The sequence below is a fragment of the Robertkochia aurantiaca genome (genome assembly GCF_020166495.1).
In the GTDB taxonomy this organism is placed as follows: Bacteria; Bacteroidota; Bacteroidia; order Flavobacteriales; family Flavobacteriaceae; genus Robertkochia; species Robertkochia aurantiaca.
In genome coordinates this window covers 122,529-140,559 of sequence record NZ_JAINZS010000002.1, presented here as the reverse complement: position 1 = coordinate 140,559, position 18,031 = coordinate 122,529, and the positions used below count along the sequence as shown (strand labels likewise).

Sequence of the window (18,031 nt, the reverse complement as noted above, 5' to 3'; positions counted from 1 at the left end):
ACATGGTATTAGTTGGCTGTTCCGAGATAGATATATCCGGTAAAGGGATCCAGGCCGCTTTCAGCCAGTTTCACGATATAATAATAGGTGCCTGCCGGAAGATGTGAGGACCCGCCTATCATACCCGTAGTGGAACCATCCCAATTATTTTTGTAATTCGCCGATTCAAAAACTTTATCTCCCCAGCGATTGAAAACCATAACCGAAATTTTGAAACCACATTGTTCACTGATACCCCTTACCTCGAAGAAGTCGTTATGACCATCGCCGTTGGGAGTGATCGCTTTGGAAATAAAGATGTCTTTCTCAGAGGTACACGGAAGTACCACACAATCGCCCCGAACTGTAACATTCACCGGTACCGTTACACGGCAATTACCGTCAAGGGTTGTATATAGGAACCGGTAGAGTCCGGGATTCAATTCGGTTGGATCAAACTCGGAGCCGTTCAGCATGGCATTTCCGTCTACTGATTCCCAGCTTCCTCCGGAGGCAGGCAGATCATCAACTTCGGAGAACAGATCGACAGGTCCATCCTCAGGACAAATTCTTAAGTCTCTTGTGGGTAGCTCGGGTGTGCTGCCCATAACGAAGATCTCCTGTATGAAAACAGTAGTGTTTCCGCAGTTGTCAGAAGCAGTCCAGATCCTTTCTATATCGTAGTCATTACCCGGAATATCGGTGTGTACGATCTCTTCAAACGCGATAGCTACTTCTGCGCTGCAATTGTCTGTAAAGACCACCTCAGGAACTTCAGGAATTGCATCACAGCTAACCATGATGTTCTGATCTATCTCGCTTTGCAATACGGGTGCTTCCTCGTCTGAGATAGTCACCTGTTGGGTGTGTGTAACTGTATTCCCATTGCAATCTGAAGCGCTCCAGGTTCTGGTTATAATCACCTCTTCACAGGAATTATCATTGTCTGATCGGATTTCATTGAAATTCACCTCTACATTTCCACTGCAATCGTCGAAGGCGGTCAGAACAGGAGCCGCAGGAATTTCACCGCAGCTAATTACGATATCGTCAGGGAGGGACTCCAAAAATACCGGAGCTTCCTCATCTGTGACCTCGATGGTCTGTACATGAGTGGCGGTATTCCCGGTACAGTCGGTGGCCGTCCAGGTTCTGGTGATGGTCGATAACCCTTCGCATTCGCTGCTGGCCTGAGTAGTTTCTTCGAAAGTAACATCAATGCTGCCTGAGCAATTGTCGGTAGCAGTTAAAACCGCAGCTTCAGGAATGCTTCCGCAACTAACAGAGGCGTCTGCCGGCAAATCTTCTGTAAATACCGGAGCTTCCTCATCTGTAACCTCGATGGTCTGTACATGAGTGGCGGTATTCCCGGCGCAGTCGGTGGCCGTCCAGGTTCTGGTGATGGTCGATAACCCTTCACATTCGTTACTGGCCTGAGTAGTTTCTTCGAAAGTAACATCAATGCTGCCTGAGCAATTGTCGGTAGCGGTTAAAACCGCAGCCTCAGGAATGCTTCCGCAACTTACAGAGGCGTCTGCCGGCAAATCTTCTGTAAATACCGGAGCTTCCTCATCTGTAACCTCGATGGTTTGTACATGAGTGGCGGTATTCCCGGCGCAGTCGGTGGCCGTCCAGGTTCTGGTGATGGTGGCGGTTTCGCTGCACGCTGCATCTTCAACGATGGTTTCCTCGAAAGTAACATCAACGCTGCCTGAACAATTGTCGGTAGCCGTTAAAACCGCTGCTTCAGGAATGCTTCCGCAACTTACGGAGGCGTCTGCAGGCAAATCTTCTGTAAATACGGGAGCTTCCTCATCTGTAACCTCGATGGTCTGTACATGAGTGGCGGTATTCCCGGCACAGTCGGTGGCCGTCCATGTTCTGGTGATGGTGGCGGTTTCGCTGCACGCTGCATCTTCAACGATGGTTTCCTCGAAAGTAACATCAATGCTGCCTGAACAATTGTCGGTAGCCGTTAAAACCGCTGCTTCAGGAATGCTTCCGCAACTTACGGAGGCGTCTGCAGGCAAATCTTCTGTAAATACGGGAGCTTCCTCATCTGTAACCTTGATGGTCTGTACATGAGTGACGGTATTCCCGGCACAGTCGGTGGCCGTCCAGGTTCTGGTGATGGTGGCGGTTTCGCTGCACGCTGTATCTTCAACGATGGTTTCCTCGAAAGTAACATCAATGCTGCCTGAGCAATTGTCGGTAGCAGTTAAAACCGCTGCTTCAGGAATGCTTCCGCAACTTACGGAGGCGTCTGCAGGCAAATCTTCTGTAAATACCGGAGCTTCCTCATCTGTGACTTCAATGGTCTGTACATGAGTGGCGGTATTCCCGGCACAGTCGGTGGCCGTCCAGGTTCTGGTGATGGTGGCGGTTTCGCTGCACGCTGCATCTTCATCGATGGTTTCCTCGAAAGTAACATCAACAGTTCCTGAACAATTGTCAGTAGCAGTCAAGACCGCAGCATCAGGGATTTCATCGCAGGTAACGGTGATGTTCTCTGGCAGATCTTCGGCAAATACAGGGGCTTCCTGGTCAATGAAAGTGATCTGCTGGGTGTCTGAAACAATTTTTCCGTTTTCGTCAACCGCATACCAGGTACGGTTTATCTGTTGAACCCCGCATTCGTTTTGTACCCACTCATCTTCATAATAAGTCCCTACGGGTGCATTACACGTAAAATTCACCTCAGGTTCTTCCTCTGGCAGGATGTTGTTATTAAAACAGATGCCTGTAACGGCTCCAGATCCGCTCAATACCACTTTTAGGGTGTAGATATTATTGTTTCCGGTAAGATCTATAGTGACAGCACCATTATCTCCTGCAGGAGGAATAGGCAGGTTACCGACAAGGTCTCCGTTACTGTCATACAATTCCAGATGTCTGTTGTGACTGGGTTCAATGTCCAGGAGTGATACAGAGGCCAGGTTGACCCCGTCAAACTCAGAAAAGTCGAAAGACAGGTATACTCCGTCGAGATTCAGGTCATTCGGGTAATTACTGGCGGGATTCTGAACGATCAGGATGTCATTTCTGGGTCTGAAGTTTGCATAAATGCTTCCTGAAGCTCCTCCTTCTCCAATTCCCGGGCCGTTAAAATCCTGATGAGGCGTGCCCAGATCAGGGTCGGCTGAGGTCGGACTGGATGAAGGGAAGATTCCCGGCATAAAACTATTGTCTTCAGTTCCTGCTGTTACGATGACCTTTTTGTTCAGCAAAGGTATCTGGGTGGGGTCTGCTACATTTTCGAAATCCATGCAAGGCAGGTACTCTCCCGGACAAGACAAGGTGATATCGGCAGGAGCCGTTAGTTCTATAACATTTTCATCACCGGAAACCAGGATGATCTGTTCTTTTTCTGTGGTATTTCCACAGGCGTCACTTACCGTCCAGGTTCTCGTAATGCTTCCTGCACCGCACTTATCTAATTTCTTCTTATCCTGATAACCTACCTCAATATTTCCGCAGTTGTCGGTAATATTTGAGGGTTCGCCTGTTACAGCCAGGTTTTCGGCTTCCTGCTGATTGGTGACTTCAATCTGTCCGGGAACCTCGAAATCGGGAGCCTGATTATCGTTAGTGACAATTGTTTGTGTGGTGATCGCCTGTGAACATTCTCCCGGTGAGCCGTTATCGGTTACCCGCAGGGCCACTGTAAATTCTCCGCATTCCGGGTAGGTGTATGTGGTGGTGCTGCCGGAGGCGTCAACTGTGAAGGTTCCGTCATAATTGAAATCCCATTCATAGGTGTCCAGGTTATTTCCGCCAGAAGCATCGGTCGAATTTGAAGCATCAAAGCTGAACTGCATATCACAATCAGGATCTTTATTTACTTCAAAAGCAGCTTCAGGCTTATTGTATACATCCAGGTTGAGGGTGGTCATACGAGAACAACCAAAACGGTCTGTAACCCTTAGAGCTATGAGCTTGTTTCCTGTCTCGGTAAAGGTTTGATTAACAATAGCTCCCGTAGCCCGAGTGACAAAATTGCTGCCATCATAATCCAGGTCCCATTCGAAACTTTCGATAAAATCTGCATCGTCGGTAATACTTCTTGACAAGTCAGAAGGTTGAGAAGCAGAGCCGTCGAAAGTTACCTCTGTATTGACGCAAAATACGGTGCCGGCCGTAATTACCGGAGTGGGAACTGAATTGATTCCAATATTGGCGGGTAAGTCGAAGAGATCTTTCAGGGCAGAATTCGGTGAACCGCCAGCCTGGGCACTCCCCAAATTTATAGCAAGGGAACTACAACCGGGATTGGTCTCATTACAAACATCAAAGATATCTGACAGAGGCAGTCTTAGTTCGAAAAATTTACCGAGATCTCCGGTGCATGATTCTTTACCGATCTTGGCTTCAAAAGTAAGGCCGGTGCTTTCAAATGAGCTACCGTTCCAACGGTAAATAAGGTTATCGGTGATTTCCTGTTTGTTTCCGTTTGGCTTGATGTCAAAAGCAACGGCTATATCTGCACCGTCTCTGGAAGGATCTCCGGTGGAAGTATTGCAATCGGTGTTAAGGTAGAAAGAAAAGTATGAGTTTCCTTTTTGAACTCGTTCAAAAGCCAGGTAGAGATACTCGGTATTTCTGAAGCTCCAGAAATGCAATACGTCTGCAGACCCCGGAGTGGTATCCGGGTCGCCGTATCCGTCTCCATTTATATCGGTATCAACGTGATGTGGTGTTCCCCATTCAGTGGCACCCCCCGGGGCACAGTTATCTCCGTCGAAACGAATTTCCTGCCCGAACCCCGTCAACTGCCATACTATCATCATTACAAGTGAGCAGCGTAGTTTTCCTATCATATACAAGCGTTTAGGGTAAAAATTACCTTACAAAAGTGGTTGTCAGGCGATTGGGGCTTAGTGCCAGACTATAATAAAACAGAGGGGGTAATAAGCTTGCAACTTGTTCGACTATGAATCTGATGCAAAGCAACTAAATGATGTGATTTCTCACAAAAAAAAATTGTTTAAAAGTATTTTTTATCGTTAATAAACATTTTAACTTTAATGCTCCAATAGCGATAATTACAGGGATTATCACCTCTTCTGTTTGTGCTGTTTTTACCGGGCGCAAATATAAATAGTATCCTTATTTAAATCGTCTTTAAAACGTTAAAAATGAGCGTCAAAAGAATTACTTTGATACGTCATGCGAAATCATCATGGGACTATGAAGTCGATGATAAAGATCGACCTCTGAAAGAGCGGGGGGTAAGCGATGCCCATCTTGTGGCAGCCGCCGTTGCCGGTCGTTTAAAGTTACCTGATGCCGTATTTTCAAGTCCAGCCAACAGAGCCCTCCATACCTGCATGATCTTTATGAGAACACTGCAGGTACCGTTTGAAAAGCTTACTATTACAAAACATCTTTACGATTTTGGAGGGAGGTCAGTAATGGATTTCATAAATTCGCTTGATAATTCTTACGATCACGTGATGATCTTCGGTCATAATCATGCCTTTACGGCTGTGAGCAATGAGTTGGGGTCAGAGTATATTCATAATTTGCCTACTGCGGGACTCGTACATATTATTTTTGAGGAAGACAATTGGCAGTCTGTGAGTAAAGGGGTTTCTGAGATCGTGGAATTTCCAAAAAACCTGAAATCTTAAATGGATAAAGTTAAAAATCAATATATCAACCGGGAGATCAGCTGGCTGAACTTTAATGCAAGGGTATTGCAGGAAGCAGAAGATCATTCGGTCCCCCTTATCGAACGACTGCGTTTTCTGGGTATCTTTTCAAATAATCTCGACGAATTTTTTAAGGTGCGTTATGCAACGGTGAAACGCATTGCTCTTTCGGGTAAAACAGGTAAAAGTGTACTTGGCGGGGCCAAGGCCAAGGATCTGATGGAGGATATCACCCGTATCGTTATCGACCAGCAAACCGAGAGTCTGAAGATATTGGGGTCGATCAAAAAGGAACTTCAAAAGGAAGGGATATTTATTATTGATGAAACAGAGGTCGACAGCGGACAGGGCGCCTACATCAAAGATTTTTTTCTCAATAAGGTAAGTCCGGCACTTGCGACCATCATGCTGAACGACCTTACAGAAATCCCCAACCTTAAAGACAGTGCAGCCTACCTGGCGGTAAAAATGGTCATGAAGCCGGAGCAGGAACTCACCGGAATCAAAAAGCTGATCAAATCCCCTGAAAAGCTCAAACGCTATGCCTTGGTAGAAATTCCGCGTACTATCGACAGATTCGTGGAACTGCCCAGTAATGATGGGAAGAACTATATCATTATGCTCGATGACCTGATTCGCTATTGTCTGGGCAATATTTTCAGCATATTCAATTACGAATCGGTTTCTGCACATATGATCAAGATCACCAGAGATGCTGAACTGGATATAGACAGTGACCTGAGTAAAAGTTTCATCGAAAAGATATCAAGCAGTGTCAAGGGCCGGCAGATCAGTGAGCCGGTACGTTTTGTATACGATAAGACCATCGAAAAAGATACACTTCAGTACCTGATCAATAAACTGGGTATTGATAATAATGACAGCGTTATTCCTGGCGGACGTTACCATAACCGAAGGGATTATATGAAATTTCCCAGCCTGGGACGTACGGATTTGCTTTATGAGCCTTTTCCGCCGCTGGCTGTTAAAAACCTGAATCTTGAAGGAAGCATTTTTGAACGTATCGCAGAGAAAGACTACCTGCAATATGCTCCCTACCATTCGTTCTCGTATGTCATCAAATTCCTGAGAGAAGCCGCCCTTGATCCCAAGGTTCGTTCGATCAAACTGACCGTTTACCGACTGGCTAACAATTCACAGGTCGCAAGCTCCCTGATCAATGCGGTTAAAAACGGGAAAGAGGTCACCGTACAGATAGAACTGCAGGCCCGCTTTGACGAAGAAGCCAATATCGAGTATGCCGAACAATTGCAGGCTGAAGGGGTCAAGCTCATTTTTGGAATACCCGGACTGAAAGTTCATAGCAAGATCTGCCTGGTTGAAAGAGAGGAAGAGGGTAAAATCAAGCGTTATGGTTTTATTAGCACCGGTAACTTTAATGAAACCACTGCGAGGATCTATACCGACTATACCTTATTCACCTCTCATCAGTCAATATTGAAAGATCTTAAAAAGGTTTTCGATTATTTCGAGACCAGTTATAAGATCAACAAATACAAACACCTGATCGTTTCGCCCCATTACACCAAGAGTACGTTTAAAAAGCTGATCAGAAAGGAGATAGAGAATGCCCGGGCGGGGAAGCCTGCTTATATAAAGGTCAAAATGAATGCCATTACGAACTATGGTATGGTCGATGCTCTTTATGAGGCCAGCCGTAACGGAGTGAAAATTCAGATGATCGTAAGAGGTGTATGCTGTCTTATACCCGGCATACAGGGAATGAGTGAAAATATCGAAGCCATAAGCGTGGTTGACCGGTTTCTCGAACATACACGCCTCTTTGTGTTTTGTAATAATGATGATCCCAAGGTTTACATTTCCTCAGCAGACTGGATGACAAGAAATCTCGATTACCGGGTAGAAGTGGGGTGTCCGATATACGATACCGACATCAGGAAGGAGCTCCTGGAAACATTCGAGATTTGCTGGCAGGATAATGTTAAGGCCAGGATCTTTAACGAGAAGCAGGATAATACCTACAGGAAGAATGCCAAAGCGCCTGTGAGATCTCAGTTCGCTACCTATGACTACTATCTGAAAAAGAACAATCAAATTAACGGTGAATAGACGGTGAAGATCAGGAAGTTTGCAGCTATCGATGTGGGGTCAAATGCTATCAGGCTCCTTATAAATAATGTGATCGAATTCAGCGACAGAGAGACCCAATTTAAGAAAAGTGCCCTGGTCAGGGTGCCTGTCAGGCTTGGAGCAGATGCATTTATCGAAAGACGCATATCTGACCATAACCGGGAACGCATGATAGAGACCATGAAGGCCTTTTCGCTTTTGATGGAAGTTCATGGCGTTGAAAAATACCGTGCCTGCGCCACCTCAGCCATGCGTGAGGCAAAAAACGGAAAAAAGCTTGCCGAGCAAATCAGGGAAGAGGCAGGCGTTAATATAGAGATCATCGATGGGAAGAAGGAGGCTGCTATTATCGCCAGTACCGACCTGAGTACCCTTATCGAAGGAGATAAAAACTATCTTTATGTGGATGTAGGAGGCGGAAGTACTGAGTTCACGGTTTTTTCGAAGGGTGATATCGTGGCTTCCCGATCGTACAAGATCGGGACCGTTCGGCTGTTGAATGAGATGGTTCCTCAGGAAACCTGGACAGATATAGAAAAATGGATTCGTAAGGTCTGCGGGGAGTTCAAGCAGATCGATATTATCGGGTCAGGAGGGAATATCAATAAGCTTTTCAAGATGTCAGGCAGAAAGATAGGAACACCCTTGTCATACATTTATCTGAATGCCCAATATCATTTTCTAAAGGAGCTCAGTTATGATGAGCGGATCTCAGAATTAGGGTTGAATCCCGACAGAGCCGATGTGATCATTCCTGCAACCCAGATATACCTGAATGCCTGTAAATGGAGCGGGGCTAAAAAAATTCACGTACCCAAAATCGGGCTTTCAGATGGCATCATTAAATCCCTTTATAACGAAGAACGTGGAGGTGTCTAGCCATGTATGGTCTCCTTTTTGCCCAGGTCTTTCATAATGTCAGCCTCAAAGGTGAGTAATTCCTGCCACTTTTTATCCACCTCTTCCCGGTCGCCATACTTTCTGGCAAAGCCCAGGAACATAGTGTAGTGATTCGCTTCACTTACCATCAGCTTTTTATAGAAATCTGCCAGCTCTTCGTCATCGAGCTCTTCTGATAAAAGCCTGAATCTTTCACAGCTTCTCGCTTCGATCAAGGCGGCGTATAACAAGCGGTGAACAAGTTGGGTTGTACGATTCCCCCCTTTAGGAAAAAAGGTCATAAGCCTGTTTACATATTCGTCTTTTCGATCTCTGCCTAAAACCCAGCCCCTGTCGATGATCTTATCGTGAACCATTTTGAAGTGACTGATCTCTTCTTTGACCAATGCGGTCATTTCCTGAACCAGTTCGGTATATTCGGGAAACTGGACGATCAGTGAAATTGCCGTGCTCGCTGCCTTCTGCTCACAATAGGCATGATCGGTAAGGATCTCTTCGATATTCTTTTCGACGATATTGACCCAACGCGGATCGGTGGGAAGTTTTAATCCAAGCATGTTTCAGAGAATTTTTTACAGCACAAAAATAATAAAAAGCAGCCATACGACTCCTCCCCGGCAGCTTCCTGTAAAACCGACTAGTATATATCGAGAAATTTACGGTTTTGTCGATGTTTAAAGCCATGAGGGGATATTATCGATAATTTTAGTTAAAAGCTAAATCGTTTTGATCCAGACTTTTGGTTAAAATTCATTCTTATGTCAATGAACAAAACACTCCCCAATACCATGACGGCCGATGATCTTCACATATTGCTTGAGAGGAATCTCGAAAACGAAGTTTTAGAATGGTTAGAGGAGCAGATAAATCGGGTGCTTCAATCGGGTTCAGCAAGGCTTTTTTACATGACCTATACACTTATTCCCTCGCAGACAGGTAACGAAGCTGTAAAGTTTGATGCGGATTCGGATATACGGTTCGACTATCTTCAAAAGAATACGATCAGGAAAGATCAACTTGCCCGCCTTTATCTCATGAATAAGATACTGACAAAGGATGCTGAGAGATTCAGGGAGAAGATTGCAAAGCTTATTGAACTGGCAGACACCGGAGAATTACAGACATTTCTGAGATATCTTGCTCTTTTACCGGAAGCAGAAATGTTTCTCACTGCTGCAGTGGAGGCCCTCAGAACCAATATCGCCGTAATCTTTGATGCCATCAGTCAGGAGAATCCTTATCCGGCAGCTTTTTTTAACGACCAGCAGTGGAACCAAATGTATCTCAAGGCAGCTTTCATGCAGCGGCCTTTGGATGGCATTTCAGGTGTTGAACAACGGGCGAATGCCGAACTGGCCCGTATCATCTCAGATTATGCCCATGAGAGATGGGCGGCAGACCGTGATATAGATCCGTCTATATGGCGACCGGTAACCGGCTATATCACCGGAAAACTTCAGGATGATATGAGGCGTCTTTCAGAAAGCGAAAATATAGCAGAGCGCAGGGCGGCAGCTCTTTGCTGCTATTCTGATGATAATGATCAACTTCGCACTCTGGCTATTCCTTTTAAGGAGGAAATCGAAAACGGAAAACTGAACTGGAATAACCTAAAAGAATGATTATGGAAAACAACTTGAAATTTATTGATCCGCATGTACATATGACCTCCCGCACCACAGATGACTATGAAAACATGGCTGCGGCGGGTGTGGTTGCGATAATTGAGCCTTCCTTTTGGTTGGGGCAGCCCAGGACTCAGGTCGGGTCATTTCAGGATTATTACAGCAGTCTGGTTGGCTGGGAGCCCTTCAGAGCGAGCCAGTTTGGTATAAAGCATTACTGTACCATTGGTCTGAATTCTAAGGAAGCTAATAATGAAGCCCTTGCCGAGCAGGTAATCGAGTTGCTTCCTCTCTATCTTTTCAAGGAGAACGTAGTGGCGGTGGGTGAAATCGGATATGACGATCAAACCCCGGCGGAAGATAAATACTTCAGGTTACAACTAGAGATGGCCAAGGAGTTCAATATGGTCGTTCAGGTTCATACCCCCCACCGTGATAAAAAGGCGGGAACCATCAAAAGCATGGAGGTTTGCCTTGAACATGGATTGGATCCTTCTATGGTGGTGATCGATCATAATAATGAGGAAACGGTCAAAGATGTGCTTGATAGGGGTTTTCATGCTGCTTTTACGATCTATCCGAAGACGAAGATGGGAAATGAGCGAATGGTGGAAGTGGTGAAGCGGTTCGGAAGTGAACGCATTATAGTCGACAGCTCAGCAGACTGGGGTGTGAGTGATCCCCTGGCTGTGCCCAAAACAGCTTCACTTATGCTGAAAAAGGGGATTGACCGGGAAGCGGTACATAAGACCTGTTATCAGAATGCGCTTGATGTGTTCGGAAAATCAGGAAAAATGAAGGAAGAGCACTGGGAAAAGCAGGCAGGTATCGATCAGCGGGAATTATATCAGGACAACAGCGTTTTGCGCGGACAACAGCCTCGTGTGGATTCAGAAAAAATAGTTTAAATGGAACAGAACCGTCTTAGGGCATTCATATCACTTACCAGACCTGCTAATCTTCCTACTGCCATGGCCGATATCCTTGCGGGCTTTACTATGGCAGGAGCGGTAGACGCGGCTTCATTCGGAAGCCGATGGTTGTCATTTGACCTGGTTTTATTGCTGATGTCATCCATATGTCTGTATGCCGGGGGAGTGGTGCTTAACGATTATTTTGACAGGGATACGGATGCTATTGAGCGTCCCGAGCGGCCTATCCCCAGCGGAACGGTATCTCCCGGAGAGGCGTTTACACTTGCCATTATACTATTGATAGCCGGAGTGCTGTTGGCATTTGGTGTGAATTATCTCGCAGGTTTTCTTTCTTTTCTGTTGTTTGTGGCCATTTGGGCATATGACAGCAGAACAAAACATTCTTCCTTTTGGGGCCCCCTGAACATGGGGATCTGCAGGGGGTTGAATCTGCTTCTGGGAGCCAGTATCTTTGGCAGCCTGAACTCCTGGTGGCTTGCTTTTATTCCCATAGTCTACATAGGAGCTATTACCCTTATCAGCCAGGGAGAGGTAAAAGGAGGCAATAAAAACAATATCATACTTGCAGGAGTATTTTATACAGTGGTTATTTCGGCCTTGTTGTTTCTCGTTTTTCAGTCGGGTTCATTTGATGCCTTGCCTTATCTGCTCCTTTTTTCAGTTTTTATCATGCTTCCGCTAATTAAAGCTTTTAAAAACAATACCCCCGATAACATAAAAAGAGCTGTAAAGGCAGGGGTCATTTCGCTGATCGTACTTGATGCCTGTATAGCGGCCGGACTCACAGTATGGTGGTTTGGTCTGATCATCCTGGCTTTGCTGCCTCTGTCTCTGGTTCTGTCAAGGCAATTTGCCGTTACTTAAAATTGAATATGAAGAAGTTTTCATCCATACAACAATCGTTTACTGTCTCCTACAGCTACCAGGTACATTTTACCGAGGGTATTTTTGATTATAATAATCCCTTCTTTATGGAGTTGGTGGACAGTGCAAGGAACGAAAGTCCGGTTAAGGTGCTTTTTATTATCGATCAGGGTGTGGAACAATGCCATGCCTATCTGAAAGATGAGATCAGAGCTTACTGTAAGCGTTACGCATCGGTGATTTCGCTTAAGAGTATACTCACTGTTCCCGGAGGTGAGGTGGCTAAAAATGATGCTCAGCTTTTGAACAGGTGTCTGAATGCCATTGATACCAATGGGATCTGCAGGCATTCTTTCGTTGTGGCCATCGGTGGCGGTGCGGTTCTTGACCTTGCCGGATTTGCTGCAGGGACCGCTCACAGAGGGGTAAAACTTATTCGTATACCCACCACTGTTCTGGCGCAGAATGACTCCGGGGTTGGAGTTAAGAATGGAATCAACTGGAATGATAAGAAGAATTTTCTCGGCACTTTTGCCACACCTTATGCCGTGATCAATGACTGGAGTTTTTTGGAGACACTCGATGACCGTGACTGGATTTCAGGAATAGCGGAGGCTGTCAAGGTAGCCTTATTAAAAGATCCTGATTTCTTTAAGTTTATTAAAAACAACAGCCTCTCGCTTTACAATCGGGACCTCGATAAAATGAAGTACCTGATATACCGATGTGCGGCTTTGCATCTGGAGCATATAGCCGGGGGAGACCCTTTCGAGCGCGGGTCCTCACGTCCGCTTGATTTCGGGCACTGGGCTGCACACAAAATGGAATCTATGACCGGTTACCGATTACGGCATGGAGAGGCAGTAGCCAAGGGAATAGCGCTAGACGCCTGCTATGCTTACCTCTCAGGATTATTAAGCAGAAAGGTCCTGCTTGACGTGATCGGTACCCTGGAGCAATGTGGTTTTGATCTGAGCATTCCACCGGAAACCGATAAGTCTGAACTTTTTAAGGGAATAGAGGAGTTTCGCGAACATCTGGGTGGTCGCCTTACCGTTACTCTTATAGAAGATATAGGGAAGCCTGTTGATGTTCATGAAATGGATTTTGAAAGACTTTCTGAGGCCATGGACACCCTCAGGCGTTTTTGCGAACTAAAAGAAGTAAATTAAATGATATTGCAGGACCGTTACCACCTCACTTACTGCACCAATATTCATCCCGGCGAAAGCTGGGACGATACTTTTATGCAGTTACGTACGCATCTTCCTATAATAAAGAAGGGGTGTGCACCTGATGCATCGTTCGGTATCGGTTTGCGGTTATCTAATAAAGCCAGCATTGAACTCGGATTTAAGGAGAAAATAGCTGAATTCAGTAATTGGTTAAGTGATAATGACCTTTATGTTTTTACCCTTAACGGTTTTCCCTATGGTGACTTTCACGGGCAAAGGGTCAAAGATCTGGTACATGCCCCTGACTGGTCAACCTACGAACGTCTTGAATATACCCTCAGACTGGTAGCGCAATTAGCCTATCTCCTTCCTGAAGGAGTGTCTGGAGGAATTTCAACTTCTCCTATAAGTTACAGGCACTGGCATCCTACAGATGAATTAAAGGAAATCACCTTTAAGAAAGCAGCTAAAAACCTGGCCATGGTAGCTGAGCATCTATACAATCTTGAATCTGAAACCGGAAAATATTTGCATTTGGACCTGGAGCCTGAACCTGATGGTTTACTCGAAAACAGCAGGGATGTTATTGATTTTTTCAGGGAATATCTCCTCCCGGTTGCTGCCGAATACCTGCAGCACCGACTCGATAAGTCAATAGACGAAACCGAGGAAATGGTGTTTAAGTATATCACTGTCTGCTATGATGTCTGCCACTTTGCATTAGCATTTGAAGATCCTGAACAGGTAATCAGAAGATTTAAAAGTACAGGGATTCGTATCGGAAAGATACAGCTTTCTTCAGCCTTAAAAATCGTGTTTAACGATGAGAACGATCATCTGAAATTAAAGGAATTGGCTCGTTTCGACGAGCCCACTTACCTGCATCAGGTCACTGAAAAGCGAAAAGGGAAGGTGAGGGTGTATCAGGATATACCTGTTTTACTCGATCGTAATAAAGAGTTCGATGAGTTGCGCGCCCATTTCCATGTGCCCTTATTTATGGAGCGATATGGTAATCTTGAATCAACACAAGATCAAATAATAAAAGTTTTGAAATGCCTGGAACAGAAGGAAATGTTATGTGATCATCTTGAAATCGAAACTTATACCTGGGAGGTGCTTCCCCGGGAGTATCAGCTTCCTCTTGATGAATCGGTTATCAGGGAGATAAACTGGGTAAAAGATAAACTTAAAAGTGCGTATGAAGAAGACGGTAGTTATTGATGTCGTAGGCCTTTGCGATAAGCTCATTGGAGAACATACCCCTTTTATTGAAGCGTTCCGGGGTCGTAACCGCTCCTGTAAAATACGTCCGGTAATACCGGCTGTAACCTGTACGGCCCAGGCAACTTACCTTACAGGCGAGTGGCCATCAACTCATGGGGTTGTAGGGAATGGATGGTTTTTCAAAGATGAACAGGAGGTCAGGTTCTGGCGGCAGTCAAATCGTCTTGTTCAGGCCCCAAAGATCTGGGATGTTATGAAGAAGGAAGATCCCGCTTTTACCTGTGCTAATCTCTTTTGGTGGTACAATATGTATTCGGGTGCTGATTATAGTGTCACGCCCAGACCGAATTACCTGGCTGACGGGAGGAAGATTCCTGATGTTTATTCCCAACCTGCTGAGCTCAGAGATGAATTACAACAGCGATTAGGGACCTTTCCCTTATTCCATTTCTGGGGTCCTAAGACTTCAATAAAATCCAGCAAATGGATCGCCGAAGCCAGCAAGTATACAGAAGAAAAATACGATCCGACCCTCACCCTTATTTATCTGCCTCATCTGGATTACAATTTGCAACGCTTTGGCACTCATGATGCAAAGATTGCGGCTGATCTCGCTGAAATTGATGCGGTGGTTAAAGACCTGGTAACTTTTTACGAATCCCGTGGTGCGGGGATCGTGCTCCTTTCAGAGTATGGTATAAGTGATGCTGATCACCCGGTTCATGTTAACCGTGTTTTGCGGGAGGCAGGCTATCTGGCGATCAGAAGGGAAAGGGGCCTGGAGTTACTTGATGCAGGGGCCTCTGAGGCGTTTGCTGTTGCCGATCATCAGATCTGTCATGTTTATGTGAAGGATCTTAGAAAAATCGATAAGGTAAAGGCTTTGTTAAGCGGGATTCAGGGAGTAGGTAGCATCCTGGATAAAAATGAGCAAAAGGAACTGCATCTCGATCACGAGCGTTCGGGCGACCTGGTTCTGCTGGCTGATGACGGCTCATGGTTCACTTATTATTATTGGCATGAAAATGAGAAAGCTCCTGATTTCGCCAGAACGGTCGATATTCATAAAAAGCCGGGATATGACCCCGTTGAGATGTTCACCGACCCGGAGAAGCCGCTCATGACCCTGAGGGTCTTATGGAAGTTGCTCGCTAAAAAAATGGGATTCAGGGTTCTTATGGATCTGATACCGCTTGATGCCGGTTTGATAAAAGGCTCACACGGAATCGTTCCCGAATCAAATGAAGAGTATCCCGTATTCATTACGAACTCCGACTTTGAACTTCCGGAGGAAACAGACGCAACAGGCGTTTTCGAACTGATTAAACAACACCTAACTACTACATCTGATGAAATTGTTATTTAAAACTCTCGCGCTGATCTTTGCCCTGCTTTTTATATGGTCAGCATTTTTACAGCACAATGATCCTGATCCCTTATTGTGGTACGGTATTTACCTGCTGGCGGCTGTTCTTTCAATACTGTTCGTTTTTGACCGGCTTCCGGTGTGGTTGGTATTCATGGTCGTGCTGTTGTTTTTGATAGCCGGGGTTATGACGTGGCCGGAAACCTTTGAAGGGGTGACCATAGGTCAGGGAGATATTAAGAATATAGAAGAAGGCAGAGAGGCTCTTGGCCTGTTGTTCACGGCTCTCATTCTTGGTATGTTCGGACTAAGGGTTTGGTATATCAGGAAAGGAAGCCGACCTTAAACATCAAGATCGAATTCCTGACGAAGTACATCGATAAGCGGATTTTTTTCCCGCATTTTCTGATATTTTTCCTGGGGAGTGAAAGCGTATTGTTTCGCCACTTCTTCGTTTACCGTAACGAGTAATTGCAGGTGGTAATTATTCAGCTTTTTCTTCAGGTATTCCATCAGGGGGTACTGATCTCTTTCCACTTCCTTTTTCATGGTATCATTAGGCAATTCGATCCACACACGATAATCTGATTTCAGTTTCGGGGTGTCTGATCCCAGGGCGGAACTAAGAATCTTTTTTCCTTGTTCATCGGTGATCTGCACATATGATTTCCACGCTTCAATCAGCTGATCCTCTGAAAACTCATCCCTTGGCAGATTAGCATTGTCGACAGAGGGTTCTCTGCGGTTCATTTCATGCTCTTTCTTTGCCCTGATACTTGAAAGTGACAGTCCTGAAACCTTTTTATGAGCCTGTGTTTTGAGGTTGACCTTTTTATCGGTTTCGGGTTTCGGTTCAGAAGCTGTATCGGGGGTAACGGGAGTGGTTTCCTCTTGTTGCTTCTCAAGACCGGTGTCTTCAGGAGCTTGAATTTCTGCAGGTTCCTGTTGCGACTGCCTGGGAGTAGCATTAGAGGTAGTCTTTGATTTTTCCGGAACTGCTTTCCCCTCAAATCGGGAGGCAGGTATTATATATGGCTCAGACTTTTTTTTTTCTCCATCGGCGGTGATGGAGGCGAGTTGCATCAGGCATAATTCAACCAACAGCCGTTGATTTTTGCTGCTTTTATAATTGAGGTCACACTCATTGGCAAGCTCTATGCCCTTCACCAGGAATGCCATATCGGTGGCGGCACTTTGTTCCCGGTATCGCATCTGGGTTTGTTCGCCCACCTCTAAAAGCTCTATGGTGGCCGGGTTCTTGCAAACCATCAGGTCTCTGAAATGAGAAGCAAGTCCTGCAATAAAATGGTGACCGTCGAAACCCAATGAAAGAATCTTGTTAAATCGCAGCAGTAGTTCAGGAATGTTATTCTCAAGAATGAGATCGGTTACATCGAAAAAGGTTTCGTAGTCTAAAACATTCAGATTCTCGGTAACGGCTTTCCTGGTTAGGTTCTTACCTGAAAAACTAACGACCCGATCAAAGATCGAAAGTGCATCTCTCATGGCGCCATCAGCCTTTTGAGCGATAATGTGCAGGGCATCGTCTTCTGCTTCTATGCCTTGTTGTTCGGCGATGTATGCCAGGTATTCTTTGGCATCCCTTACCGTGATACGTTTGAAGTCAAAGATCTGACAACGGGAAAGGATGGTAGGAATGATCTTGTGTTTCTCGGTGGTGGCAAGGATGAAGATCGCGTGTTTAGGCGGTTCTTCAAGTGTTTTCAGAAACGCATTAAATGCCGATTGAGAGAGCATATGTACCTCATCGATAATGTATACCTTGTATTTCCCTACCTGCGGGGGTATACGTACCTGATCGATCAGGTTTCTGATATCGTCTACCGAATTGTTCGAGGCGGCATCGAGTTCAAAAATGTTGAACGCAAAGTCTTCGTCTTCTCTTTCATTGCCGTCCTGGTTGATCTTCTTTGCCAGAATTCTTGCGCAGGTGGTCTTACCTACACCGCGCGGCCCGCAGAACAACAATGCCTGTGCCAAATGATTGTTGTCAATTGCATTCAGCAGGGTATTGGTGATCGCTTGCTGACCCACAACATCTTTAAAGGTTTTGGGTCGGTATTTTCGGGCTGATACGACAAAGTGTTCCATCTCAACAAAGATAAAAATTGCCTGCTTAAAAAAAATAAATGCATCATTTTTGTTTTTGCCGGCCTTTCTGGTCTTCTTCGAAGCA

The 18,031-nt window shown here is 45.4% G+C and carries 13 protein-coding genes; 10 read left to right on the top strand and 3 right to left on the bottom strand.

Annotated elements, in window-relative coordinates:
- Nucleotides 1-8: 8 nt before the first annotated feature.
- Complete coding sequence (locus K7R10_RS03055) at nucleotides 9-4,796, bottom strand: HYR-like domain-containing protein (RefSeq protein WP_224483214.1); 4,788 nt, start codon at nucleotides 4,794-4,796, stop codon at nucleotides 9-11.
- A gap of 318 nt (nucleotides 4,797-5,114) precedes the next feature.
- Here K7R10_RS03055 and K7R10_RS03050 point away from each other — a divergent pair, with 318 nt between their 5' ends.
- From K7R10_RS03050 to K7R10_RS03040, 3 genes are read left to right on the top strand one after another with little or no spacing between them, the layout of a single operon-like run.
- Nucleotides 5,115-5,609, top strand: coding sequence for a SixA phosphatase family protein (locus K7R10_RS03050; protein ID WP_224483213.1), 495 nt, complete (start codon nucleotides 5,115-5,117; stop codon nucleotides 5,607-5,609).
- A complete protein-coding gene (gene ppk1 / locus K7R10_RS03045) occupies nucleotides 5,610-7,721 on the top strand; it encodes a polyphosphate kinase 1 (RefSeq protein ID WP_224483212.1) in 2,112 nt (703 codons plus the stop codon).
- Between the two features lie 3 nt (nucleotides 7,722-7,724).
- Nucleotides 7,725-8,621: a Ppx/GppA phosphatase family protein gene (locus K7R10_RS03040; protein ID WP_224483211.1), complete on the top strand. Its 897-nt coding sequence runs from the start codon at nucleotides 7,725-7,727 to the stop codon at nucleotides 8,619-8,621.
- Here the strand turns inward: K7R10_RS03040 and K7R10_RS03035 are convergent.
- Nucleotides 8,618-9,199 carry a MiaE family protein gene (locus tag K7R10_RS03035; RefSeq protein ID WP_224483210.1) on the bottom strand — a complete coding sequence of 194 codons (582 nt, stop codon included), beginning with the start codon at nucleotides 9,197-9,199 and terminating at the stop codon, nucleotides 8,618-8,620. The genes K7R10_RS03040 and K7R10_RS03035 overlap by 4 nt on opposite strands.
- A 207-nt stretch (nucleotides 9,200-9,406) precedes the next feature.
- Between K7R10_RS03035 and K7R10_RS03030 the strand changes: the two genes are divergently transcribed.
- The 7 genes from K7R10_RS03030 to K7R10_RS03000 are packed head-to-tail and all read left to right on the top strand — an operon-like array spanning nucleotide 9,407 to nucleotide 16,180.
- Nucleotides 9,407-10,264 (top strand): EboA domain-containing protein, encoded by an 858-nt coding sequence (locus tag K7R10_RS03030; protein ID WP_224483209.1) that lies wholly within the window; start codon nucleotides 9,407-9,409, stop codon nucleotides 10,262-10,264.
- Between the two features lie 2 nt (nucleotides 10,265-10,266).
- Nucleotides 10,267-11,175 (top strand): TatD family hydrolase, encoded by a 909-nt coding sequence (locus tag K7R10_RS03025; RefSeq protein ID WP_224483208.1) that lies wholly within the window; start codon nucleotides 10,267-10,269, stop codon nucleotides 11,173-11,175.
- Nucleotides 11,176-12,066, top strand: a complete 891-nt coding sequence (gene eboC / locus K7R10_RS03020) for a UbiA-like protein EboC (protein WP_224483207.1) — start codon at nucleotides 11,176-11,178, stop codon at nucleotides 12,064-12,066.
- An 8-nt stretch (nucleotides 12,067-12,074) separates the two neighbouring features.
- Nucleotides 12,075-13,238 (top strand): 3-dehydroquinate synthase, encoded by a 1,164-nt coding sequence (locus tag K7R10_RS03015; protein WP_224483206.1) that lies wholly within the window; start codon nucleotides 12,075-12,077, stop codon nucleotides 13,236-13,238.
- Nucleotides 13,239-14,465 carry a metabolite traffic protein EboE gene (gene eboE / locus K7R10_RS03010; RefSeq protein WP_224483205.1) on the top strand — a complete coding sequence of 409 codons (1,227 nt, stop codon included), beginning with the start codon at nucleotides 13,239-13,241 and terminating at the stop codon, nucleotides 14,463-14,465.
- On the top strand, nucleotides 14,443-15,834 hold the full coding sequence (locus K7R10_RS03005) for an alkaline phosphatase family protein (RefSeq protein ID WP_224483204.1): 1,392 nt from the start codon (nucleotides 14,443-14,445) through the stop codon (nucleotides 15,832-15,834). The genes eboE and K7R10_RS03005 overlap by 23 nt, the downstream gene beginning before the upstream one ends.
- Nucleotides 15,818-16,180, top strand: a complete 363-nt coding sequence (locus tag K7R10_RS03000) for a transmembrane 220 family protein (protein ID WP_224483203.1) — start codon at nucleotides 15,818-15,820, stop codon at nucleotides 16,178-16,180. The genes K7R10_RS03005 and K7R10_RS03000 overlap by 17 nt, the downstream gene beginning before the upstream one ends.
- On the opposite strand, the gene K7R10_RS02995 is transcribed toward K7R10_RS03000, so the two are convergent.
- On the bottom strand, nucleotides 16,177-17,946 hold the full coding sequence (locus tag K7R10_RS02995) for a DNA polymerase III subunit gamma/tau (protein WP_224483202.1): 1,770 nt from the start codon (nucleotides 17,944-17,946) through the stop codon (nucleotides 16,177-16,179). The genes K7R10_RS03000 and K7R10_RS02995 overlap by 4 nt on opposite strands.
- Between the last annotated feature and the right edge of the window lie 85 nt (nucleotides 17,947-18,031).

Bases quoted from the DNA above. Each gene is read 5' to 3' on its own strand.
- ppk1 (WP_224483212.1), top strand. From the start codon at position 5,610: ATGGATAAAGTTAAAAATCAATATATCAACCGGGAGATCAGCTGGCTG.
- K7R10_RS03050 (WP_224483213.1), top strand. From the start codon at position 5,115: ATGAGCGTCAAAAGAATTACTTTGATACGTCATGCGAAATCATCATGG.
- eboE (WP_224483205.1), top strand. From the start codon at position 13,239: ATGATATTGCAGGACCGTTACCACCTCACTTACTGCACCAATATTCAT.
- K7R10_RS03005 (WP_224483204.1), top strand. From the start codon at position 14,443: ATGAAGAAGACGGTAGTTATTGATGTCGTAGGCCTTTGCGATAAGCTC.
- K7R10_RS02995 (WP_224483202.1), bottom strand. From the start codon at position 17,946: ATGGAACACTTTGTCGTATCAGCCCGAAAATACCGACCCAAAACCTTT.
- K7R10_RS03000 (WP_224483203.1), top strand. From the start codon at position 15,818: ATGAAATTGTTATTTAAAACTCTCGCGCTGATCTTTGCCCTGCTTTTT.
- K7R10_RS03015 (WP_224483206.1), top strand. From the start codon at position 12,075: ATGAAGAAGTTTTCATCCATACAACAATCGTTTACTGTCTCCTACAGC.
- K7R10_RS03025 (WP_224483208.1), top strand. From the start codon at position 10,267: ATGGAAAACAACTTGAAATTTATTGATCCGCATGTACATATGACCTCC.
- eboC (WP_224483207.1), top strand. From the start codon at position 11,176: ATGGAACAGAACCGTCTTAGGGCATTCATATCACTTACCAGACCTGCT.
- K7R10_RS03030 (WP_224483209.1), top strand. From the start codon at position 9,407: ATGAACAAAACACTCCCCAATACCATGACGGCCGATGATCTTCACATA.
- K7R10_RS03035 (WP_224483210.1), bottom strand. From the start codon at position 9,199: ATGCTTGGATTAAAACTTCCCACCGATCCGCGTTGGGTCAATATCGTC.
- K7R10_RS03055 (WP_224483214.1), bottom strand. From the start codon at position 4,796: ATGATAGGAAAACTACGCTGCTCACTTGTAATGATGATAGTATGGCAG.